Source organism: Burkholderia sp. Bmkn7 (assembly GCF_041103175.1).
GTDB lineage: Bacteria > Pseudomonadota > Gammaproteobacteria > Burkholderiales > Burkholderiaceae > Burkholderia > Burkholderia cepacia.
The window spans coordinates 923976-946259 of record NZ_JBGCUH010000003.1; the positions used below are offsets into that span (position 1 = coordinate 923976).

15 protein-coding genes are annotated in these 22284 nt (G+C 68.8%); 4 read left to right on the forward strand and 11 right to left on the reverse strand.

What is annotated here, in order from left to right:
- Positions 1–78: 78 nt before the first annotated feature.
- The 3 genes from glcE to AB3K92_RS25775 all read right to left on the reverse strand — a co-directional run bounded on the left by glcE (position 79) and on the right by AB3K92_RS25775 (position 4297).
- Positions 79–1167, reverse strand: coding sequence for a glycolate oxidase subunit GlcE (gene glcE / locus AB3K92_RS25765; RefSeq protein WP_021163858.1), 1089 nt, complete (start codon positions 1165–1167; stop codon positions 79–81).
- 185 nt (positions 1168–1352) lie between these two features.
- Positions 1353–2846: an FAD-linked oxidase C-terminal domain-containing protein gene (locus tag AB3K92_RS25770; protein ID WP_021163857.1), complete on the reverse strand. Its 1494-nt coding sequence runs from the start codon at positions 2844–2846 to the stop codon at positions 1353–1355.
- Positions 2847–2887: 41 nt separating this feature from the next.
- On the reverse strand, positions 2888–4297 hold the full coding sequence (locus AB3K92_RS25775; protein ID WP_176131696.1) for an FAD-binding oxidoreductase: 1410 nt from the start codon (positions 4295–4297) through the stop codon (positions 2888–2890).
- A gap of 173 nt (positions 4298–4470) precedes the next feature.
- Between AB3K92_RS25775 and AB3K92_RS25780 the strand changes: the two genes are divergently transcribed.
- Together AB3K92_RS25780 and hmpA are read left to right on the forward strand one after the other, a co-directional pair.
- Positions 4471–5022 carry a cob(I)yrinic acid a,c-diamide adenosyltransferase gene (locus tag AB3K92_RS25780; protein ID WP_027788325.1) on the forward strand — a complete coding sequence of 184 codons (552 nt, stop codon included), beginning with the start codon at positions 4471–4473 and terminating at the stop codon, positions 5020–5022.
- Between the two features lie 106 nt (positions 5023–5128).
- Positions 5129–6337 carry an NO-inducible flavohemoprotein gene (gene hmpA, locus AB3K92_RS25785; protein ID WP_369466074.1) on the forward strand — a complete coding sequence of 403 codons (1209 nt, stop codon included), beginning with the start codon at positions 5129–5131 and terminating at the stop codon, positions 6335–6337.
- A gap of 75 nt (positions 6338–6412) precedes the next feature.
- Here hmpA and AB3K92_RS25790 read toward each other — a convergent pair whose 3' ends face one another.
- The 6 genes from AB3K92_RS25790 to AB3K92_RS25815 form a co-directional block, all read right to left on the reverse strand.
- The gene (locus AB3K92_RS25790; protein ID WP_048022315.1) at positions 6413–6802 is read right to left on the reverse strand and encodes a type II toxin-antitoxin system VapC family toxin; all 390 of its coding nucleotides are present in this window, start codon (positions 6800–6802) and stop codon (positions 6413–6415) included.
- Positions 6799–7068, reverse strand: a complete 270-nt coding sequence (locus AB3K92_RS25795; protein WP_059497209.1) for a type II toxin-antitoxin system Phd/YefM family antitoxin — start codon at positions 7066–7068, stop codon at positions 6799–6801. The genes AB3K92_RS25790 and AB3K92_RS25795 overlap by 4 nt, the downstream gene beginning before the upstream one ends.
- Positions 7069–7191: 123 nt before the next feature.
- Positions 7192–8265 (reverse strand): 3-deoxy-7-phosphoheptulonate synthase AroG, encoded by a 1074-nt coding sequence (gene aroG, locus AB3K92_RS25800; RefSeq protein WP_027788323.1) that lies wholly within the window; start codon positions 8263–8265, stop codon positions 7192–7194.
- A gap of 396 nt (positions 8266–8661) precedes the next feature.
- Positions 8662–10128, reverse strand: a complete 1467-nt coding sequence (gene tldD / locus AB3K92_RS25805) for a metalloprotease TldD (RefSeq protein ID WP_021163847.1) — start codon at positions 10126–10128, stop codon at positions 8662–8664.
- A gap of 85 nt (positions 10129–10213) precedes the next feature.
- Positions 10214–11041 carry a carbon-nitrogen hydrolase family protein gene (locus AB3K92_RS25810; protein ID WP_048022322.1) on the reverse strand — a complete coding sequence of 276 codons (828 nt, stop codon included), beginning with the start codon at positions 11039–11041 and terminating at the stop codon, positions 10214–10216.
- A gap of 63 nt (positions 11042–11104) precedes the next feature.
- Positions 11105–15304 (reverse strand): YhdP family protein, encoded by a 4200-nt coding sequence (locus AB3K92_RS25815; protein WP_369466075.1) that lies wholly within the window; start codon positions 15302–15304, stop codon positions 11105–11107.
- A 231-nt stretch (positions 15305–15535) separates the two neighbouring features.
- Here AB3K92_RS25815 and glnE point away from each other — a divergent pair, with 231 nt between their 5' ends.
- Entirely contained in the window at positions 15536–18340 is a 2805-nt protein-coding gene (gene glnE, locus AB3K92_RS25820; protein WP_059649546.1) for a bifunctional [glutamate--ammonia ligase]-adenylyl-L-tyrosine phosphorylase/[glutamate--ammonia-ligase] adenylyltransferase, read from the forward strand.
- Between the two features lie 127 nt (positions 18341–18467).
- Here glnE and recN read toward each other — a convergent pair whose 3' ends face one another.
- Positions 18468–20117: a DNA repair protein RecN gene (gene recN, locus AB3K92_RS25825; RefSeq protein ID WP_219707377.1), complete on the reverse strand. Its 1650-nt coding sequence runs from the start codon at positions 20115–20117 to the stop codon at positions 18468–18470.
- 19 nt (positions 20118–20136) lie between these two features.
- Positions 20137–21039 (reverse strand): NAD kinase, encoded by a 903-nt coding sequence (locus AB3K92_RS25830; RefSeq protein WP_027788318.1) that lies wholly within the window; start codon positions 21037–21039, stop codon positions 20137–20139.
- Between the two features lie 131 nt (positions 21040–21170).
- Between AB3K92_RS25830 and hrcA the strand changes: the two genes are divergently transcribed.
- Positions 21171–22193 (forward strand): heat-inducible transcriptional repressor HrcA, encoded by a 1023-nt coding sequence (gene hrcA / locus AB3K92_RS25835; protein WP_021162218.1) that lies wholly within the window; start codon positions 21171–21173, stop codon positions 22191–22193.
- Positions 22194–22284 lie beyond the last annotated feature (91 nt).

Consider the following 22284-nt stretch of genomic DNA (forward strand, 5'->3'; position numbering starts at 1 on the left):
GGCCAAACGGCGCTCCTCACTTCTTGCCCTGCGAGCGATTTCGGGCATTCGCATGTACGTTCCATAGGTAAACAGACCCTAAAGATCCGGGTAGAGCCGGCCGCGGTTGAAGATGCGCGCGGGATCGAACGCGGCTTTCAACCCGCGGTGGATTTTCATCATCGGGGCGGGGAGCGGCGTGAACACACCCGCGCTGCGGTCGTACGCGTCGCCCGCGCGGAACAGCGTCGCGTGGCCGCCGGCCTGCTTGGCGCTCATCCGCACGGTCTGCGCATCGGCATCGGTGATCCACCAGCGCTGCGCGCCGCCCCATTCCATCAACTGGGTGCCGGGCAGGTGCATCGGTTCGGTGATCGACGGCAGCGCGAGACGCCACAGCGCATAACCGGGCGGGATGCCGTGGAAGAACGGGTCGGTATGCTCGCGCAGGCCGGCCCAGAAGCGCTCGGCCTCGACCGCGTCGACGACTTCGCCACCGAGCAGCGTCTTCGCGGATTTCACGGCCGCTTCGGCGCCCGACAGGCGCAGGACGAGCGTGCCGTTGCGCCACCCGCTCGCGCTGACGGGCAGCGGATGGCCGCCCCATTCGTTGAGCTTGCGCACCGCGTCGGTCGCGGTCATCTCGAACTTCAGCGTGACTTCGGCGACGGGCATCGGCAGCACCTTGAGCGACAGGTCGAGCATCAGCCCGAGCGTGCCGAGCGCGCCGGCCATCAGCCGCGACACGTCGTAGCCGGCGACGTTCTTCACGACCTGGCCGCCGAAGCGCAGCAGTTCGCCGCGGCCGTTCATCAGCGTGACGCCGAGCATGAAATCGCGGGGCGCACCGCAGGTGGCCCGCCGCGGGCCCGCGAGGCCGGCCGCGACGCAGCCGCCGACGGTGGCCGCGCGGCCGAAGTGCGGCGGCTCGAACGGCAGCATCTGGCCGCACTCGGCGAGGACGGTTTCAAGCTGCGCGAGCGGCGTGCCCGCGCGGACCGTGACGACGAGTTCGGCCGGGTCGTACGACACGACGCCCTGAAACGCGCGCGTGTCGAGAATTTCGCCCTCGAGCGCCTGGCCGTACCAGTCCTTGGTGCCGCCGCCGCGAATCCGCAGCGGCCGGCCGTCGGCGCTGGCGGCGCGGACGCGGTCGGCCCATCCGGCGACGATGTCGTCCTCTTCCATGTTCTGTTGCTGCCTCGACTTGTTGTTCGGTCGATTGTACCGGGGTGGCGCGATTCCACATCGCGACTATCCCTAAGCCCGGTATCGCGGGCCGTCTGCCCGCGTCGCCGCATGAACGGGCCGCGCGGGCACGGTCGAACGCCGCGGCCCGGCCGCGGGCACCGGCCGCGACCCGCACGGGCCGCTCAGAAGCGCGGCAGGTCGGGGTGCGGCAGCAGCCCGCCGCGCACGTGCTGGCGACCGTATTCGGCGCAGCGCGCGCGGGTCGGGATGCCCTTGTCCGGGTTCAGCAGCCCGGCCGGATCGAACGCGCGCTTGACCGCGAAGAACGCGTCGCGCTCCTGCGGCGAGAACTGTACGCACATCGAATTGAGCTTCTCGATGCCGACGCCGTGCTCGCCCGTCACGCTGCCGCCGAATTCCACGCAGCACTCGAGGATTTCCGCGCCGAACTGCTCGGCGCGGTGCAGTTCGTCCGGATCGTTCGCGTTGTAGAGGATCAGCGGATGCATGTTGCCGTCGCCTGCGTGGAACACGTTGATGCAGCGCAGCCCGTAGCGCGTCTCGAGCTGTTCGATGCGCGCGAGCAGCGGGCCGATCGCGCGGCGCGGCACGGTGCCGTCCATGCAGTAGTAGTCGGCCGAAATGCGGCCGGCGGCCGGGAACGCGTTCTTGCGGCCCGACCAGAAGCGCAGCCGCTCGTGCTCGTTGCGCGATACCTGGATGCGGGTCGCGCCATGCTCGCGCAGCACGGCCGTCATCCGCACGATTTCTTCCGCGACTTCTTCCGGCGTGCCGTCCGATTCGCACAGCAGGATCGCCTTCGCGTCGAGATCGTAGCCCGCATGCGTGAACGCCTCGACGGCCTGCGTGGCCGGCTTGTCCATCATTTCGAGCCCGGCCGGGATGATCCCCGACGCGATGATCGCCGCGACGGCCTCGCCGCCCTTCACGACGTCGTCGAAGCTCGCCATCACGAGCTGGGCCGTCTGCGGCTTCGGGATCAGCTTCACCGTGACCTCGGTGACGATCGCGAACATCCCTTCGCTGCCGATCATCACGGCGAGCAGGTCGAGGCCCGGCATGTCGAGCGCAAGCGAACCGAATTCGACGATCTCGCCGTCGATCGTCACCGCGCGCACGCGCATCACGTTGTGCACGGTCAGCCCGTATTTCAGGCAATGGACGCCGCCGGAATTTTCCGCGACGTTGCCGCCGATCGTGCACGCGATCTGCGACGACGGATCGGGCGCGTAGTACAGGCCGTACGGCGCGGCGGCCTCCGAGATCGCGAGGTTGCGCACGCCGGGCTGCACGGTCGCCGTGCGCGCGTACGGATCGACTTCGACGATGCGCGTGAAGCGCGCAAGCGACAGCACGACGCCGAGCGCGATCGGCAACGCGCCGCCCGACAGGCTCGTGCCCGCGCCGCGCGGCACGATCGGCACCTCCATGCGGCGGCAGATCTGCACGATCCGCTGCACCTGCGATTCCGTTTCGGGCAGCGCGACCGCGAGCGGCAGGCGGCGGTACGCGGACAGGCCGTCGCATTCGTACGGCGCCGTGTCTTCGTCGCGGTACAGCAGGCAGTGCGTCGGCAGCACGGCCATCAGCGCCTGCACGACTTCGCGCTGGCGCTGCGCGCGTGCCGCGCTCGACAGTTCGACGGGAGCGTTCATTGGGTCTCCTGCAGCGGGTGGCGCGGCGTCGCGCCGCCGTGTCAGCACGTGAAAATCTTGCCCGGATTCATCAGGTTGCGCGGATCGAGCGCAAGCTTGATCGCACGCATCGTGTCGATCGCGTTGTCGCCGTGCTCCTTCGGCAGGAAGCGCATCTTGTGCAGCCCGACGCCGTGCTCGCCCGTGCAGGTGCCGCCGAGGCGCAGCGCGCGCTCGACGATCCGGTCGTTGATGTGCTCGGCTTCCGCGATTTCCTCGGGCTTGTCGGGGTCGATCAGGATCGCGACGTGGAAATTGCCGTCGCCGACGTGGCCGACGATCGGGCAGGGCAGCGACGAGGCGCGCAGGTCGACTTCGGTTTCCTCGACGCACGCGGCGAGCTGCGAGATCGGCACGCAGACGTCGGTCGTCACCGCGCGGCAGCCGGGTTTCAATTGCAGCATCGCGAAATACGCGTTGTGGCGTGCGGCCCAGAGGCGCGTGCGGTCTTCGGGGCGGGTTGCCCATTCGAAACCCTGGCCGTTGTTCTGGCCCGCGAGTGCCTGCACGAGCTCCGCCTGTTCCTTCACGCCGGCCTCGGTGCCGTGGAATTCGAAGAACAGCGTCGGCGCTTCGGTGAGCGTCAGGTTCGAATGGCGGTTGATCGAGCGCACGGCGAGCGCATCGACGAATTCGACACGCGCGATCGGCACGCCGATCTGGATCGTCTCGATCACGGTGCGCACCGCGTCGCCCATCGACGGGAACGTGCAGATCGCGGCCGATACGGCTTCGGGCAGCGGATGCAGGCGCAGCGTGATCTCGGTGATCACGCCGAGCGTGCCTTCGGAGCCGACGAACAGGCGCGTGAGGTCGTAGCCGGCCGACGACTTGCGGGCGCGCGAGCCGGTCTTCACCACACGGCCGTCGGCGAGCACCGCGGTCAGGCCGAGCACGTTCTCGCGCATCGTGCCGTAGCGCACGGCGTTGGTGCCCGACGCACGCGTGGCGGTCATCCCGCCGATGCTGGCGTCGGCGCCCGGGTCGATCGGGAAGAACAGACCGGTGTCGCGCAGCGCCTCGTTAAGCGCCTTGCGTGTGATGCCCGGCTCGACCGTCACGGTCAGGTCTTCGGCGTTGATCGACAGCACGCGGTTCATTTCCGACAGGTCGAGCGAGATGCCGCCGCGCACCGCGAGCAGGTGGCCTTCGAGTGACGAACCGGCGCCGTACGGGATCAGCGGGACGCTGTACAGCGAGCACAGCGACACGACTTCGCGCACGTCGTCCGCGCTGTGCGCGAACACGACGGCGTCGGGCAGTTGCGGATCGAACGGCGATTCGTCGCGGCCGTGGTGGGTGCGGACGGCGTCGGCGGTCGACACGCGCTCGCCGAAGGCGGCGCGCAGCGCATCGAGCATGGCGGGTGGAAGGGGGCGGCGCGTGGCGGCCGGCGGGGCAGGGTGATTCACGAACGTCTCCTTGTCGATCCGGATGAACGCGTTGGCGTCGCTCCGGCTCCCGTGCTGCTGGGTTTCGGCCCATTCTACGCTGTAACGCCTGCTGCGCCTGCCGTCGCGGGCTGCGATAATCGCGTTCGAACGCAACCGGGCCGCGTCGCGGCCGCGCACGAGAGGACATCCGCATGGGCAACCGCTTGAGCAAGATCGCCACGCGCACCGGCGACGACGGCACCACCGGCCTCGGCGATGGCCGGCGTATCGGCAAGGACGATACGCGGATCGCCGCGATCGGCGACGTCGACGAGCTGAACTCGAACCTCGGCGTGCTGCTCGCCGAAACGCTGCCGGACGATATCCGCACGGCGCTCGTGACGATCCAGCATGACCTGTTCGATCTCGGCGGCGAATTGTGCATTCCCGGCCATACGGTGCTCGACGACACGCATCTCGCGCGGCTCGATCGCTGGCTCGCCGACTACAACGCGACGCTGCCGCCGCTGAAGGAATTCATCCTGCCGGCCGGCTCGCGCGCGGCGTCGCTCGCGCACGTGTGTCGAACCGTATGCCGTCGCGCGGAGCGTTCGATCGTCGCGCTCGGGCGTACCGAAACGCTCAACGATGCGCCGCGGCGCTACGTGAACCGGCTGTCGGACCTGCTGTTCGTGCTGGCGCGCGTGCTGAACCGTGCCGACGGCGGATCGGACGTGCTGTGGGAACGCGGCCGGGTCCGCTGACCGCTGACGATTCGCCCCCTTACCCTTGCCGCGCTGCGACAATATGCCCGAGAGGCATCGAATTTTTAAAAAGGTATTGTGTGTGCATGTTTAACGGAGAACGAACATGACCCACATCACCGCTGACCAGATGGCTCGCGTGAAGGCCACTGCCCCTGTCCTCGCCGTGCACGGCGCGACGATCACGAAGCACTTCTACCAGCGCATGTTCGCGCGCCATCCGGAACTGAAGAACCTGTTCAACCAGACGCACCAGAAGACGGGCAGCCAGCCGGAAACGCTTGCGAAGGCCGTCTACGCGTATGCGGCGAACATCGACAATCTCGGTGCGCTGGGCGGGGCGGTGTCGCACATCGCGCACAAGCACGCGAGCCTGAACATCCGCCCCGAGCATTACCCGATCGTCGGCGAGAACCTGCTCGCATCGATCGTCGAGGTGCTGGGCGACGCGGTCGATGCCGACACGCTCGAGGCGTGGCGCGTGGCTTACGGCCAGCTCGCGCAGATCCTGATCGGCGCCGAGGCCGACCTGTACGCGGGCGCCGCCTGGAGCGGGTTCCGCCCGTTCAAGGTCGAGCGCAAGGTGCTCGAAAGCGACGAGATCACGTCGTTCTACCTGACGCCCGCCGACGGCGGCGCGGCGCCGACGTTCGAGCCCGGCCAGTACGTCACGGTGAAGCGTTTCGTCGGCGATCTCGGCGTCGACCAGCCGCGCCAGTACAGCCTGTCCGACGCGCCGCACGGCAAGTGGCTGCGCATCTCGGTGAAGCGCGAAGCCGGCAAGCCGGAAGTCGTTCCGGCCGGCAAGGTGTCGACGCTGATGCACGACGGCGTGGAAGAGGGCGCGATCGTCGAGGTCACCGCGCCGATGGGCGAATTCTCGCTGAAGCGTGGCGTCGAGACGCCGGTGGTGCTGATTTCCGGCGGCGTCGGCCTGACGCCGATGGTGTCGATGGCGTCGACGCTGGTCGACGAAGGCAGCAAGCGTGACGTGCGGTTCGTCCATGCATGCCGCTCGGGCGCGGTGCACGCGTTCCGCGACTGGCTGAACGACACGGTGCGCGAGCATGCGAACGTCAAGCGCACGGTGCTGTACGAGCTGGTCGGCCCGAACGATCGCGTCGGCGTCGACCACGACCTGGAAGGGCGCCTCACGCCGGAGCGCGTGCGGCACTACGCGCTGGTGCCGCACGCCGACTACTACGTCTGCGGCCCGATCGCATTCATGAAGGCACAACGCGATGCGCTGGTCGCGCTCGGCGTCGCGCCGGAACGCATCAATACCGAGATCTTCGGTTCGGGCGCGCTCGAGTGATGCTTGCGCGCAAGACCTGCGGTGCATGAAAAAGCCCGGTGCGGGCCGGGCTTTGATTTTGTAGCGGGATGAGCGTCATGCTCGCAGCATCAGCGTCGCGTGATAGCGCCATATTTTGGCATCGGCGCTGATGAGCGGCATGCCTTCATGGAGTGCCTGAGCGATCATCACGCGGTCGAACGGATCGGCGTGATCCGGAAAATCCGGCAGTGCGGCGACGCCTTCGACGTGATCGCTGCTGATTGGCAACTCCGCAAAACCTGCGAGTCGGAATGCCGAACGTGCATCGCGCGGATGGACCGGCAGATTGCCTTTGCGGTATTTGATCGCAATCTCCCAGATGGACGCGGCGCTGACGTACAGCGTGTTTTCGGGATGTTCGATCAACGCGGCCGCAGTCGCGGAAAGTTGAGGTGCGCCTTCGGCTGCCCATAGCGCGATGTGCGTGTCGAGCAGCAGCTTCACGGGGCGAGTCGCTGTTCCGAGCTGGCATCGAAGTCGGCGGCGATCGATTCATCGCCGGCATTGAATGCCTCGACGGTTGTCGGGATGTTCAACCCGGCAAGCAACTGACGGGCTGCGCCGATCCGCTTCGGTGGGGCATAAGGAACAATCCGGGCGACCGGATGACCGTTGCGGGCGATGACGACTTCCGATTCGCGCCCCGATTCAAGCGCTTCGACGAGGCTTGAGAGCCGCGACTTGGCATCGTGCATGTTGACGGTCGGCATGGGCGCCCCCTTGGTTAGCTAGATAACGTTAGCTAGTCTAGCAGGGCGACGCGACGACCGCCAGCTAACCGCATGGCCAACCCGCCACGGGGCGGTGCCATGCGACCGGCCGGTTTGCGTCCGTCAGTTCCCGCTGCCGCGCGTGACGCGGCGTGCCTTCACCGATTCCGCGAGGCCTTCGAGCACCTTCACGCTGTCGTCCCATGCGATGCAGGCGTCGGTGATGCTCTGGCCGTAGGTCAGTTCACAGCCTTCCTTCAGGTCCTGGCGCCCCTCGACGAGATGCGACTCGATCATCACACCGACGATGCGGGCGTCACCGGCCGCGATCTGGCGGCCGATGTCGGCACAGACGGGGATCTGGTTCTCATGTTTCTTCGAGCTGTTCGCGTGGCTCGCGTCGATCATCAGGCGTGCGGCGAGGCCGGCCTTGCCGATGTCCGCGCACGCGGCGTTCACGCTTTCCGCGTCGTAGTTCGGCGTCTTGCCGCCGCGCAGGATCACGTGGCAATCCTCGTTGCCGGCCGTCGACACGATCGCCGAATGGCCGCCCTTCGTCACCGACAGGAAATGGTGCGGCTGCGATGCGGCCTTGATCGCGTCGACCGCGATCTTCACGTTGCCGTCGGTGCCGTTCTTGAAGCCGACCGGGCACGACAGCCCCGACGCGAGCTCGCGGTGCACTTGCGATTCGGTCGTGCGCGCGCCGATCGCGCCCCACGAGATCAGGTCGGCGATGTACTGCGGGCTGATCATGTCGAGGTATTCGGTCGCGGCCGGCAGGCCCATCTCGTTGATCTGGAGCAGCAGCTCGCGCGCGGTGCGCAGCCCTTCGTTGATCTTGAAGCTGTTGTCGAGGTGCGGATCGTTGATGAGCCCCTTCCAGCCGACCGTCGTGCGCGGCTTCTCGAAGTACACGCGCATCACGATTTCCAGCTCGCCCTTGAAGCGCTCGCGCTCCTTCACGAGCCGCCCCGCGTACTCGATCGCCGCCTTCGTGTCATGGATCGAGCACGGCCCGATCACCACGATCAGCCGGTCGTCCATCCCGTGCAGGATGCGGTGCATCGACTGGCGCGAGTTGTAGATCAGCTCGGACGCGGCTTCGGAGCACGCGAATTCGCGGATCAGGTGGGCGGGCGGCGTCAGTTCCTTGAGTTCGCGAATGCGGACGTCGTCGGTATTGTGCGGGGGCATGCTGTTTCTCCTTGGTTCCGGGCGCCGTTCGATCAGTGGGCGTGCGGCAGATTCATCAATTCAAGCGATTCAGTGATTTCGGTCGGGGTCGCGGAACCGCTGCGGCGGCGACCGGGAAGCGAAGGGCAAAAAAAAACCGCCGGGTTCGCCGGCGGTTTTTTCGGGAATTTCGGTTGCGCTTTACGCGCCATCAACCCTCTCGATCCGCCAGCGGTCTGAGATGCCAAAAAAAGTAAAAGTAAAACTTGGCGGACATGACGGAGATTCGGTTCGTCAAAAAAGTTGATTCGGAATTTATACCCCGTCGCCGGGCGGCTGGCAACCGGGGAGCGTCGAAAATGCGGATATTCCGCGCGTTTTCTTCAAAATGCGCGGAATGTCTGCGCCATGATGCGGTTATGCCGTACCGCCGACCGTCATCTTGTCGATCCGCAGGGTCGGCTGGCCGACGCCGACCGGCACGCTCTGGCCTTCCTTGCCGCACACGCCGACACCCGTGTCGAGCGACATGTCGTTGCCGATCATGCTCACGTACTTCAGCGATTCGGGGCCGCTGCCGATCAGCGTCGCGCCCTTCACCGGGTAGGTGATCTTGCCGTTCTCGATCATGTACGCCTCGGACGCCGAGAACACGAACTTGCCGTTCGTGATGTCGACCTGGCCGCCGCCGAAGTTCACCGCGTACAGGCCGTTCTTCACCGACGCGATGATTTCCTGCGGATCCTTGTCGCCGTTCAGCATGTACGTGTTGGTCATGCGCGGCATCGGCAGCGCCGCGTAAGATTCGCGCCGCGCGTTGCCCGTGACCGGCATCTTCATCAGGCGCGCGTTCAGCGTGTCCTGGATGTAGCCCTTCAGGATGCCGTCCTCGATCAGCGTCGTGCACTGCGTCGGGTTGCCTTCGTCGTCGATGTTCAGCGAGCCGCGGCGGTTCGGCAGCGTGCCGTCGTCGACCACCGTCACGCCCTTCGCGGCGACCTGCTCGCCGATCCGGCCGGCGAACGCGGACGAACCCTTGCGGTTGAAGTCGCCCTCGAGGCCGTGGCCGATCGCTTCGTGCAGCAGCACGCCCGGCCAGCCCGGCCCGAGCACGACCGTCATCGCGCCGGCCGGCGCGGGGCGTGCGTCGAGGTTCACGAGCGCCGCATGCACGGCGTCGTCGACGTAGCGCGACAGGACTTCGTCGGTGAAGTAGCCGTAGTCGAAGCGGCCGCCGCCGCCGCCGGAGCCGATCTCGCGGCGGCCGTTCTGCTCGGCGATCACCGTGACCGACACGCGCACGAGCGGGCGGATGTCGGCCGCGAGTGCGCCGTCGCTGCGTGCGACCAGCACGACGTCGTATTCGCCGGCGAGGCCGGCCATCACCTGCGTGACGCGCGGGTCGCGGCCGCGCGCCATCTGCTCGATGCGCTCGAGCAGCTTGACCTTGGCCGTCGCGTCGAGCGACGCGAGCGGATCGGACGGCAGGTACAGGTCGCGGCCCGAGATGCCCTTCAGCGACGTGGCCGCCTTGATCTTCTGGCGGCCGCCGCCGGCCGCCGCGATCGCCTTGGTGGCCGCGGCCGCCTGCGCGATCGCTTCCGGGGACAGGTCGTCCGAGTACGCGAACGCGGTGCGGTCGCCGGCGACCGCGCGCACGCCGACGCCCTGGTCGATGCTGAAGCTGCCCGATTTGACGATGCCTTCCTCGAGGCTCCACGCTTCGCTGCGGGTCGCCTGGAAGTACAGGTCCGCATAGTCGACGCGATGCGTGAAGATGTCGGCGATCGTGCGCGTGAGCAGGCTTTCGTCGAGGCCGTACGGCGTGAGCAGGATGTCCTTCGCCAGCGCGAGGTTGCGGATGCCGGGTTCGATGATGTTCATGCGGATATCGGGGTTTCTCAAAAAGTTGTCGGGTGCTTCTGGGCAGATGGGTTGGCCGCGCGGTGTTTCAAGCGGTGCGGCCGATTCAGGTCAGCACGCGGTGCCGCCACGCGGGCAGGCTCTGGCGCACGTCGGCGATGCGCTGCGGATCGAGCGCGCCGAGCACGACGCTTGCGCCCACGTCGCGAACCGCGACGATTTCGCCCCACGGGTCGATCAGCATGCTGTGGCCCCAGGTGCGCCGGCCGTTCTCGTGCTTGCCGCCCTGCGCGGCCGCGAGCACGTAGCACTGGTTCTCGACGGCCCGCGCGCGCAGCAGCGTTTCCCAGTGCGCGCGGCCGGTCGTATACGTAAATGCCGACGGTACGACGATCAGTGCGCAGTCGCCCATCCTGCGATACAGCTCCGGAAAGCGGAGATCGTAACAGACGGACAGGCCGACCCGCCCGAACGGCGCGTCGAACGTGACGACCGTATCGCCCGCGCGGATCGTACGCGCCTCGTCGAACGACTCGTCGCCTTTCTCGAAGTTGAACAGGTGGATCTTGTCGTAGCGCGCGGCTTCGTTGCCGGATGGATCGAACACGAGCGTCGTGTTGAGCACGCGATCGGGCTCCGGGGCCTTCAGCGGCAGCGTGCCGCCGATCACCCAGATGCCGTGGCGACGCGCGGCGTCCGCGAGGAAATGCTGGATCGGGCCGTCCCGGTAAGGTTCGGCGAGCGCGAGCTTGTCGGTGTCGCGGTGACCCATGAAGCAGAAGTACTCGGGCAGCAGCACGAGCTGCGCGCCTTCGCCGGCGGCTTCCGCGATCAGGCGGCGCGCCTCGGCGAGATTGCGCGCGACATCCGGCGTGCTCACCATCTGCAGCGCGGCGACCTGGAAGGGCGTGGCGGAACGGGTGTGGTCGGTCATCGCTGGATCGGTTGCGTCATAAATGGGGTGCGGCCCGGCACCGTGCGCGGCCCGACGCGCGGCTCAATGGCTCGCCGCATCGGCCGGACCGTGATTCATCTTACCCTGATCGCCCCGCACCCGCTCGATGTGCGGGTGCGCCCACGAGCCGGTGATCGTGTAGTCGAGCGCGAACGCGCGCGACAGCGTCTCCGACAGCGCGTAGTTCGCGGCCAGCACGCCGACGCCGAGCAGCGGGTTGATGATGGCCGCCCCGATCGCGGCCGCGCCCGCGCTGATTTTCGGCGCGACGTGCGCGTGCAGGTCCTGCGTCTCGGTGCCGAGATCCACCGCGCCGCGCACGGTGACGTTCGCGGGCCCGGTCATCATCGAGAAGTCGTCGGTGCGGGCGATCCCGTTCGAGATCCGGCCGGTGCCCGTGATCTTGTCGAACGGCAGCCCCTTGCCGATCACGTCGCGGAAATTCAGCGTCAGGAAACGCGCGAGGCTCTGCAGGCTCAGCACGCCGAGGAGCTTCGCCGCGCCCGGATCGACCTTCAGGATCTGGCCGTGTTCGAGGTCGAGCGCGATCTGGCCGCCGAGCGACGGCAAGTCGACCGCGGTCGGGCCGCCGCGCCAGCCGACCTTGCCGGTGACCGTGCCGTGACCGTTCGCGAGCGTGCGCGGCAGGCCGACGCGGTCGAGCAGCGCGCCCGCGTTGTCGATGTCGAGCTTGAAGTCGAACACGGTGCGGCGCGGTGCGTCGTTTTCATCGGCACCGCGGGCAAGTGCGCGGCGCGAGGTGCGCCAGTTGCCGGTCGCCGTCAGCTTCGCGGCCGGGTTCGACAGCTCCAGCTTGTCGAGCTGCCAGACCGGCGTGCCGGCTTCGTCGATGTTGCGCGCGTTGACGACGAGTCGGCCGATGTCATGGTTGCGCGCGACGACCTGGTCGACGATCAGGTCGATCGACGGCATCGGGCGGTCGGTCGGCGTCGGCAGGTTCATCGCGCGGCCGACGAGATCGTGCTGCGCGCTGTCGGGCACCACGAGCTTCGCGAGCCGCGCGTTCAGCACGCCCGCGCCGTTGTGGCCGCCGCCCGGCGCCCATGACAGGTAGCCCGACACCTGGTTCGACGCGATGTTCGCCTGCCAGAGCTCGTCGACGTGCGACGCGCCGACGATCACGTTTTCCCAGTTGCGCTTGAGCAGCTTCAGCGTGCCGAAATGGAGCGCGAAACGCTTCGGCGCGAAGCTCGCGAAATCGACGCGCGGCGCGGCTTGCGGCTCCTGCGCGTGCGGCGTGTCGGGCTTCAGCGTATGGGCCAGCGCGAGCCACGCATCGGCGTCCAGTTCGTTGACGTCGACGGCCGCGCTCACGCCGTCCTGCGGCATGTCGGGCATCCGGTGGATGCCCATCGCGCCGCGCACCGCGCGCAGCGGCTGGCCGCGCGTCGCGTCGAGCAGGTAGGTTGCGGACACGGGGCCGAGCGTCAGGTCGGCGTGCTCGAGGCGCTTGCCGTCCGCCTGCGGCGCCGGCTGCAGCGTGAAGCTGAACGGCATCGGCGTGCCGGCCGGTTTTGCGAACGGCGCGGGGAAATTCAGTGCCACGCCGGTCAGGTCGGAATGCGCGCTGATGTCGGGCAGGCGGCCCGGCGCGCCGCGCACGGCGACCTTGTACGGCGCGTCGCCGACCACGTGCTCGAGCAGTGCGGCTGCCGGGCCATGCAGGTTCAGGCCGCGCGCGGCGTCGAGCGCGAGCCGGCCGTCGACGTCCACCGTATACGGGCCGTGCGACTGGAAGTTGCCGCTCGCGCGCACCGGGCCGCCGAGGAAGCGCCCCGACAGGTCGTGCAGCGATGCGCCGGCCTCGGTGAACCGGACACTGCCGCGCAGCGCGGACAGCGGCGGCACGCCGCTGGTCGTCAGTGTGTTGCCGCCGAATGCGAGCGCGCCTTCGACGTGCGTGTGCGGATGCGGGACGTGCTGCGGAATCATGATCTTGAGCGCGAGCGACGCGGGCCCCTGCGCATCGATCCGCTGGCCGATATGCCCGCTCATCGTGCCGAGCGAGCTGTTGTCCGCGTAGTCGATCAGGTCGGCGAGCGGGCCCTGCGCATGACCGTCGATGACCAGCGGCGAGTGCGACGGATTGCCGAGATCGTCGATGCGGCCCGTGACCTTCGTCAGCGCGACGCGCTTGTAGTGCGCACGATCGATGTCGAAGCGCAGCTTGTTCTGCGCGAGCTCGAACACGCCGTCGATCCCGTCGAGTGCCGGCCAGACGCTCGGCGTGCCGTTTGCGAGCTTGCGCGGCGGGTACGGCGTCGGTTCGAAGCGGCCGCCGGTGAACGGCGCGACGATGTGGAACACGCCGGCGTCCGGCTCGTGTTCGAACGGGAATTTCTCGAGCGGGCCGCGAGCGACGATCGACGCACCCTTGGTCACCTGGCCGGCCTGCAGCGCGTGGCCGAGATAGTCGCGCAGGTGTTCGGACATCCCGGTCGGCAGGTAGCGCGGAATGCGTGCCACCGACGCACGCGCGAAATCGGCACGCAGGTCGAGCGAGCCGCGGCCGTGGCCGGGGTTCGTGTACGAGCCGGATACCGCGATTTCGGCATCGGGGTTCGAGACGAGCAGGTCGGGCAGGGTCACTTCGACGCGCGCATGCTTTTCGCCGGCCGCGGGCGTGATCGCCCACTTTGCGTTGCCGCGCAACCGGTCGAACGTCAGGCGCGGCTCGTCGAATTCGCCGGGTACCGTGACCGCCGCGTTGACCGTATCGAAATGCGCGCTGCCGCCCGTTTCGTTCGCATCGACGCGGCCCCACAGGTTCTCGACGCCCGGCCAGCCGGCCCGCGGGTGGCCACGCGGCGACAGCCCGGGCGGCGGCTCCTGCGCGGCGAAGCTGATGCCTTGCAGATCGCCGAGGAAACGATAGCGGACGATCGGCGCGGCGCCCATGCGCCGCTCCTCGTCGGCGAGGTCGGCCCGCGCAGGCTTCGCGCGTTCGACCTCGATGTGATAGTTCGACACCATCCCGCGCGGGTCGATCTTGATCAGCTCGTTGCGCAGGCGCGCCGGCAGCGGCAGCCCGCGAATGAACTCGCTGAGAATGCCGAGATCGACGCGGTCGCCGACGACGCTCAACAGCTGCCCCTGGCTGGCGGTCGGCACACGGTAGCGGGCCGTCAGCGTCGACAGCGCGAGCGAGCGGGCGAGCGGTGTGCCGTCCGGCAGCGGCGGCTGGCCGAGTTCCGCGTTGAAGCGCGTCAGGTGCAGCGTGTAGTCGTGGCCGGCATCGAGCTGCATGTCCCAGCCGAAGCCGACCGTCGGCACGTCGAGCCGTGGCTGCGTCGGGCGCACGCGCAGCGCGACGTCCGCGCCCTGCAGGTCGCCGCCCGCCGAATGCAGGTGGCCGTCGCTGAAGGTGGCCCAGATCGCGTTGTCGATCCGGCCCGCGTGGATCGTGAGCGGCATGTCGAGGTAGCGCCCGAGCGTCTGCAGGTCGACCGGGCCCGTCGACAGGTACGCGTCGCCCGACCAGTTCGACGGCTTGCCGACCGGGGCGAGCGGCTTGTGCCTGAAGCGCGCGCGGAAATCGAGCGGGCCGAGCAGCAGCGTGCCGTTCGCGGGCGCCTGCAGCGCGGCCTTGTGCACGCGGCCGTCGTTGAGCACCGCGAGCCGGATGCCCGACAGCACGAGCTCCGGCGCGTCGTGCTGCGCGTCGCGCCAGCGCAGCGTGCCGCCGCGCAACACGATCGCTTCCTGCTTCAGCAGCCACGTGCCGAACGTGTCGTTGCCGCCGTGGGTGGTTGCCACGCCGACGCCCGCGACGCTCAGCGAGCCGTCGGCCGCCCGCGCGACGACGAGGTCGGGCTGGTCGACGATCAGGCTCGACAGCGCGGGCGACAGCCGCAGCAGCGACATCCACGACAGCGCGGCCGTTGCGTGCGGCACCGCCAGCGCGACCTTGCCGTCGTGGCCGCGGATCGTCAGGTTCGTGAGTTCGACGCCCGGCTGCATGCCGGACCAGTTCGGGGAAAGCTTGCCGATCGAAAGCTGCGCATGGAGCTTGTCGGACACCGCGCGCTCGATGCGCGGGCGGAATTCGTCGATGCGGGGCAGCAGCACGTAGCGCAGCCCGAGGAACGCGCCGGACGCGACGAAGTAGGTGCCGAGCCCGACTGCCAGCGTCACCCGGAACACGCGGCGCAGGACCGGATGATCGTGCTTCGGAGGTCCCGCTTCGGGCGCAGCTACGGCGGATTCCTGACGGTCGGACATGCGGCGGACGGGCGGCGATATGGTAGTTTTGCAGACTGACGTTGAAATGTATCACACGGGTTCGTGCCGGCGGCCGTTGCGGCAGCGCGGCACGGGCTTTCCGGCGCGCGGTTTCGCGGCGGGCGCACACGCGCCCCGCGATGCCGCGCCGAATCCATGGGGCCGGCCGGTAGCGGGGCGCGCACGCGCCGGCCCGCTGCCGGCCGGCCTTTCCGCCAGGCCCGCTTCTCGATGACCGACGCTTCCGCCCTGATCAGCACGTCCTATTCCCGATACCTTGCTCGCGCGGCTGCCGCGCGGCCCGCGCTGGCCGAACAGGTCGCCGCGTGGGCAGCCGCGCCGCTCGGCCGCGCGCAGCTCGACGCGCGCCTCACCGAGCTGCTGGCGACGCCGGCCGGCACGGCCGCGCCGACCGAGGAGCAACTGAAGCGCGCGCTGCGGCAGTTGCGTGCCGAGGCGTTCGGCGCGGTCGCGGAACGCGACCTGCGCGGGCTGGCGGACGTCGCCGAGGTCACGGGCGCGATGACCGATCTCGCCGAAGTGGCCGTGCAGCGCTCGCTCGCGCTGCTGTCGGTTGAACTCGAGGCGCTGTACGGCGAGCCGCGCGGCGCCGACGGCCAGCGGGTCGTGCTCGGCGTGGTCGGGATGGGCAAGCTGGGCGGCCGCGAGCTGAACGTGTCGTCGGACATCGACCTGATCTTCGTGTACGAGGACGACGGCGAGACGACCGGCGGCGCGCGTTCGCCGCTGTCCACGCAGGAATACTTCACGCGGCTCGGCCGGCGCCTGATCGGCGTGCTGTCCGAGGTCACGGCCGACGGCTACGTGTTTCGCGTCGACATGCGGCTGCGTCCGAACGGCGATTCGGGGCCGCTCGTCTGCAGCCTCGGCATGCTCGAGGAATATTTCTACGTGCAGGGGCGCGAGTGGGAGCGCTATGCATGGATCAAGGGGCGGCTCGTGTCGGAAGGCGACAGCGACGCGGCGCGACGGCTGGAGTCGCAGCTCGAGTCGATCGTCAAGCCGTTCGTGTATCGCCGCTATCTCGATTTCGGCGTGATCGGCGCGATCCGCTCGCTGCACCAGCAGATCCGGCAGGAAGCCGCGCGCCGTGCGTCGATGCGGCCCGACAAGTCCGACGACATCAAGCTCGGGCGCGGCGGGATCCGCGAGATCGAGTTCAGCGCGCAGGTATTCCAGCTGATCCGGGGCGGCCAGGATGCGGAATTCCGCGTGCGGCCGACGCTCGCGGTGCTGCGCCATGCGCAGGCGCGCGGGCTGATCGGCGAGGACGTGCGCGCGCGCCTCGCCGATGCCTACAACTTCCTGCGCACGCTCGAGCACCGGCTGCAGTACCGCAACGACGCGCAGACGCACGCGATGCCGGTCGAGCCGGATGAACGCGCGGCGCTGGCCGCGTCGCTCGGCTTTGCCGACTATGCGGCGCTGATGACGGTGCTGGATGAGCACCGGAACTTCGTTGAGGCGCAGTTCGACCAGATCTTCGCGGACAAGGTGAAGGGCGGCGGCCCTTGCGCGGCGGGTGACGACACGGCCGCCGCATGGATCTGGAGCGGCGCGCTGGGCGACGACGGCGAGGACGATGCGCTGGTCGCGCGCCTCGACGGCCTCGGCTTCGCCGATCCGGCCGCCGTGCTCGCGCGGCTGCGTGCGATCTGGCAATCGACGCGCTATGCGGGCCTGCCGGAAAAGAGCCGGCAGCGCTTCGACCGCGTCGCGCAGCGGGCGCTCGACGCCGCGCCGAACATCGACGCCGCACGCCGCGACGACACGATCGTGCGCCTGTTCGACCTGCTCGAGACGGTCAGCCGGCGCGGCGTCTATCTCGCGCTGCTGACCGAGTATCCGGCCGCGCTCGACCGCGTGCTGTCGGTGCTCGGCGCGACGCGCTGGGGCGGCGGTTATCTGATCCGCCACCCGCAGTTGCTCGACGAACTGCTCGACGACGAGGCGATCGCGAGCCCGTTCGACTGGCCTGCGTTCAAGGACGCGCTGCGCGCGCGTCTCGCGGCGGCCGACGGCCCCGAGCAGCAGATGGACCTGCTGCGGCACGCGCAGCACGCGGAGGTGTTCCGGATCCTGCTGATCGACCTGGCCGGGCAGCTGTCGGTCGAGCACGTGAGCGACCGGCTGTCCGAGCTGGCCGATGCGGTGCTCGACGTGACGATCGAAGTCGTCTGGTCCCAGCTCGCGAAGCGTCATCGCGACGTGCCGAAGTTCGCGGTGATCGCGTACGGCAAGCTGGGCGGCAAGGAGCTCGGCTACGCATCCGATCTCGACCTGATCTTCCTGTATGACGACGCGGACGAGCGCTCGGCGGACGTCTACACGACCTTCACGCGGCGGCTCATCACGTGGCTCACCACGGCAACTGGGGCCGGCGCGCTGTTCGACATCGACCTGCGGCTGCGGCCGAACGGCGAGGCCGGGCTGCTCGTCACCGATCTCGATGCGTTCCGCCGCTACCAGCTGCGCGAGGGCGATGCCGCGAACACCGCGTGGGTGTGGGAGCACCAGGCGCTGACGCGTGCCCGCTACAGCGCGGGCGACGCGCAGATCGGCGCGGACTTCGAGGCGATCCGCCAGCAGGTGCTGACGACGCCGCGCGACGGCGGCGTGCTCGCGAAGGAGATCGTCGACATGCGCGGCAAGGTGTTTGCCGGCCATCCGAACCAGACCGAGCTGTTCGACCTGAAGCACGATCGCGGCGGGATGGTCGACATCGAATTCATCGTCCAGTACTGGGTGCTGCTGCACGCGTCGAGCGACGCCGAGCTGATCCGCAACACGGGCAACATCGCGCTGCTGCGCGAGGTCGCGCGCTTCGGACTGATGGGCGAGGACGAGGCCGAGCGCGTCGGCGCGGCCTACCGGAAGTACCGGAAGCTGCAGCACAAGCTGCGGCTCGACGGGATGGAGAAGGCGCGGGTCGATCCGGCCGTGGTCGCCGACGAGCGCGCAGCCGTGACGGCGCTGTGGGCGCGCGTGTTCGGGACGGCTGAAACGGGCGTTTGAGTCGATCGTTCGAATCGGGCGTTCGAATTCGCCGAGCAGGGCGGGCGCGATCGGGCGAGCGGCCGTGCGGCAAAAAAAGACCGGCGCATGCGCCGGTCTTTTTGCATTCGGCCGACGGGTGCCCGCGTCAGGCCGCCAGCATTTCCTTCGCGTGCTTGCGCGTCGTGGCCGTGATCTCGAGCCCGCCGAGCATCCGCGCGACTTCCTCGATCCGGTTGGCGCGGTCGAGCGCGACGACCGTCGACACCGTGCCGCCGTGCTCGTCGGCGCCCTTCGCGACCTGGAAGTGGTGGTCGCCGCGCGCGGCGACCTGCGGCAGGTGCGTCACGCACAGCACCTGGCGATCGCGCCCGAGCTGGTGCAGCAGGCGGCCGACCACTTCGGCGACGCCGCCGCCGATCCCCGTATCGACTTCGTCGAAGATCAGCGTCGGCGTCGGGCTCGCCGCGCTTGCGATCACTGCGAGCGCGAGGCTGATCCGCGCGAGTTCGCCGCCCGACGCGACCTTCGCGAGCGGCCGCAGCGGCACGCCGGGGTGGCCGGCGACCCGGAATTCGACCTGCTCGAGCCCGTGCGGGCCGCCGTCGGCGAGCGGGACGAGCGCGACTTCGAAGCTTCCGCCCGCCATCGACAGTTCCTGCATGCCGGCCGTGACGGCCGTGCCGAGCGCCTTGGCGGCCTGCGCGCGCGCCTTCGACAGATGCCTGGCATCGGCGAGATAGGCCTCCCGCGCCTTGGCCTGCGTCGCCTCGAGCGCACCGAGATCGGCGGCCGCGTCGAGCGCGGCGAGCTGCGCGCGGCGCGCCGCGTGTTCTTCGTGCAGCGTGTCGGGCGGCAACCGGAACTTGCGGGCGGTCGAATGCAGCGCATCGAGGCGCGTTTCGACCTGCGCGAGCCGCTCGGGATCGAGATCGACGCGCTGCGCATAGTGGGACAGCGAGTAGACGGCTTCCTGCAGCTGGATCTCGGCCGGTTCGAGCGACGCGAGCGCGTCGCCGAGCGCGGTGTCGTAGTCGGCCAGGCTGCGCAGCTTCGACACGATCGCGCCGAGCTGCGCGAGCATCGCGTCGTCGGCCTCGGACAACGCGTTGAGTGCGCCGCGCACGCCGTCGATCAGGTTCGCCGAGTGCGACAGGCGCTTGTGCTCGTTGCTGACCTCGTCCCATTCGCCGGGCTGCGGCGCGAGCTTGTCGAGCTCGGCGAGCTGCCACGCGAGCTTTTCGCGTTCGAGCTGCAGCTCCCGCTCGTGCGCCTTCGCGGCCTCGATCGCCTGCGTCGCGTCGCGCCACACGCGCCACGCGCGCGCGACGTTCGCGGCATCGGCGACGAGCCCCGCGTGCGTGTCGAACAGCTCGCGCTGCGCGTCGGGCCGCATCAGCAGCTGGTGCGCATGCTGGCCGTGGATGTCGACGAGCATTTCGCCGAGTTCACGCAGCTGCGCGAGCGTCGCGCTGGTGCCGTTGATGAACGCGCGCGACCGTCCGTTCGCATCGATCACGCGGCGCAGCATCACGGTGTCCTCGGTGTCGAACGCGTGTTCGTCGAGCCACCGCGCGACGCGGTCGTGCGGCGTGAATTCGGCGGTGATGTCGGCGCGGCCGCAGCCGGTGCGCACGACGCTCGCGTCGGCACGTTCGCCGAGCGCGAGGGCGAGGGCGTCGATCAGGATCGATTTCCCGGCGCCGGTTTCACCGGAAAAGACGGAAAAGCCGCTGTCGAATTCGAGATCGAGCGCGGCGACGATGACGAAGTCGCGGATCGAGAGGTGGCGGAGCATGGTGTCGGGCGGAGCGGCGTCAGGACGCCTTGTCGTCTTCGTTCGAGGCGTGTTCGTTCCAGTGCAGCTTCTTGCGCAGCGTCGCGTAGTAGCTGTAGCCGATCGGGTGCAGGAACGGCACCGTGTGCTTCGAGCGGCGCACCTCGATCGTGTCGTTCAGTTCGAGCGACGTGAACGACTGCATGTCGAAGTTCACGTTGACGTCGCGCCCGCCGACGATCTGGATCGCGATCTTCGAATCGTCGGGCAGTACGATCGGCCGGTTCGACAGCGCGTGCGGAGCGATCGGCACGAGCACGATGCCCTGCAACTGCGGGTGGAGGATCGGGCCGGCCGACGACAGCGCGTAAGCGGTCGAGCCGGTCGGCGTGGCGACGATCAGGCCGTCCGAACGCTGGTTGTACATGTACCGGCCGTCGACCGACGCGCGCAGCTCGACCATCCCGGAGAAGCCGCTGCGGTTCACGACGACGTCGTTGAACGCGAGCGCGTGGTAGATCGGTTCGCCGTCGCGCATGATCCGGGCCTCGAGCAGCGAGCGCTCCTCGCGCTCGAACTTGCCCGACAGGATCACCGGGACGAGTGCCTGCATGTCGGCCGCCGCGATATCGGTGATGAAGCCGAGCCGCCCGTGGTTGATCCCGATCAGCGGTGTCTTGTACGGCGCGAGCTGACGGCCGATGCCGAGCATCGTCCCGTCGCCGCCCAGTACGACCGCCACGTCGGCGCGCGCCCCGATTTCGGCCGGGGTCAGCGCCGGGTAGCCGGTGATGCCGATCTCGCGCGCGGTCTCGGCTTCGAAGACGACCTCGAAGCCCCGCTTGGCGATGCAGGCGGCCAGCGTGGCGAGCGGCTCGGCGATGTTCGGCGTGTTGCTCCGGCCGACGAGCGCGACAGTGTTGAACTGATTACCGGTTTTCATGCCGGCATTACACCATAGCTCGTTGACGAAAAGAACCGGCTGTTTGCTGACGGGGCCGGATCGGGTCGGCCCGCGCATCGGTGGCCGACGCCACTCGCCGCGGTCGCGCGGTTGCGCTAAAATTTTCCACCATGCTAGATCCTCGCGCACGAACCCTCCTGAAAACCCTGATCGAACGGTATATCGCCGACGGTCAGCCAGTCGGATCGCGCACGTTGTCCCGTTACTCCGGGCTCGAGCTGAGCCCGGCGACGATCCGCAACGTGATGTCCGACCTGGAGGAGCTCGGCCTCGTGTCGAGCCCGCACACGTCGGCCGGCCGCGTGCCGACGCCGCGCGGCTACCGGCTGTTCGTCGACACGATGCTGACGGTCGAGGTGCCGATCGACGCCGAGGCCGTCGCGCGGCAGGTGCAGAACACGCTGCAGGCCGGCGAGCCGCAGCAGCGCGTCGTGGCGGCCGCCGCGAGCGTGCTGTCGAACCTGTCGCAGTTCGCGGGCGTCGTGCTGACGCCGCGCCGCAGCCACGTGTTCAAGCAGATCGAGTTCATGCGCCTGTCGGACAAGCGCATCCTGCTGATCATCGTGACGCCCGAGGGCGACGTGCAGAACCGGATGCTCGCGACGCCGCGCGACTACTCGCCGTCGCAACTGACCGAGGCGTCCAACTACATCAACGCGCATTTCGCCGGGCTGTCGTTCGACGAGGTGCGCCGTCGCCTGCGCGACGAGATCGACCAGTTGCGCGGCGACATGACCACGCTGATGCATGCGGCCGTGACGGCCAGCACCGAGGTGCCCGACACCGAGGACACCGTGCTGATTTCCGGCGAGCGCAACCTGCTCGAGGTGGCGGATCTGTCGTCCGACATGGCCCGGCTGCGCAAGCTGTTCGACGTATTCGACCAAAAGACGGGCCTCCTGCAACTGCTCGACGTGTCGAGCCACGCCCAGGGCGTGCAGATCTTCATCGGCGGCGAATCGACACTCGTGCCGATCGAGGAAATGAGCGTCGTTACCGCCCCTTACGAGGTGAACGGGCAGATCGTCGGCACGCTCGGCGTGATCGGCCCGACCCGCATGGCGTACAACCGTGTGATCCCGATCGTCGACATCACCGCGCGGCTGCTGTCGCTCACGCTGAGCCAGCAGTAGCCTGCGCGCGCCAGCCCGATCCCGCCCCGTCATCGTGCCGCGGCGCCGCGTGCGCCGACAGTCGGCCGAACGGCCAGCCGACCGGCGCGAG

What these genes read in the sequence shown, in the direction of transcription:
- glcE (WP_021163858.1), bottom strand. Translation starts at nt 1,167, where the DNA reads ATGGAAGAGGACGACATCGTCGCCGGATGGGCCGACCGCGTCCGCGCC.
- AB3K92_RS25780 (WP_027788325.1), top strand. Translation starts at nt 4,471, where the DNA reads ATGGGCAACCGCTTGAGCAAGATCGCCACGCGCACCGGCGACGACGGC.
- tldD (WP_021163847.1), bottom strand. Translation starts at nt 10,128, where the DNA reads ATGAACATCATCGAACCCGGCATCCGCAACCTCGCGCTGGCGAAGGAC.
- AB3K92_RS25830 (WP_027788318.1), bottom strand. Translation starts at nt 21,039, where the DNA reads ATGAAAACCGGTAATCAGTTCAACACTGTCGCGCTCGTCGGCCGGAGC.
- recN (WP_219707377.1), bottom strand. Translation starts at nt 20,117, where the DNA reads ATGCTCCGCCACCTCTCGATCCGCGACTTCGTCATCGTCGCCGCGCTC.
- aroG (WP_027788323.1), bottom strand. Translation starts at nt 8,265, where the DNA reads ATGCCCCCGCACAATACCGACGACGTCCGCATTCGCGAACTCAAGGAA.
- hmpA (WP_369466074.1), top strand. Translation starts at nt 5,129, where the DNA reads ATGACCCACATCACCGCTGACCAGATGGCTCGCGTGAAGGCCACTGCC.
- glnE (WP_059649546.1), top strand. Translation starts at nt 15,536, where the DNA reads ATGACCGACGCTTCCGCCCTGATCAGCACGTCCTATTCCCGATACCTT.
- AB3K92_RS25770 (WP_021163857.1), bottom strand. Translation starts at nt 2,846, where the DNA reads ATGAACGCTCCCGTCGAACTGTCGAGCGCGGCACGCGCGCAGCGCCAG.
- AB3K92_RS25815 (WP_369466075.1), bottom strand. Translation starts at nt 15,304, where the DNA reads ATGTCCGACCGTCAGGAATCCGCCGTAGCTGCGCCCGAAGCGGGACCT.
- AB3K92_RS25795 (WP_059497209.1), bottom strand. Translation starts at nt 7,068, where the DNA reads ATGCCGACCGTCAACATGCACGATGCCAAGTCGCGGCTCTCAAGCCTC.
- hrcA (WP_021162218.1), top strand. Translation starts at nt 21,171, where the DNA reads ATGCTAGATCCTCGCGCACGAACCCTCCTGAAAACCCTGATCGAACGG.
- AB3K92_RS25810 (WP_048022322.1), bottom strand. Translation starts at nt 11,041, where the DNA reads ATGACCGACCACACCCGTTCCGCCACGCCCTTCCAGGTCGCCGCGCTG.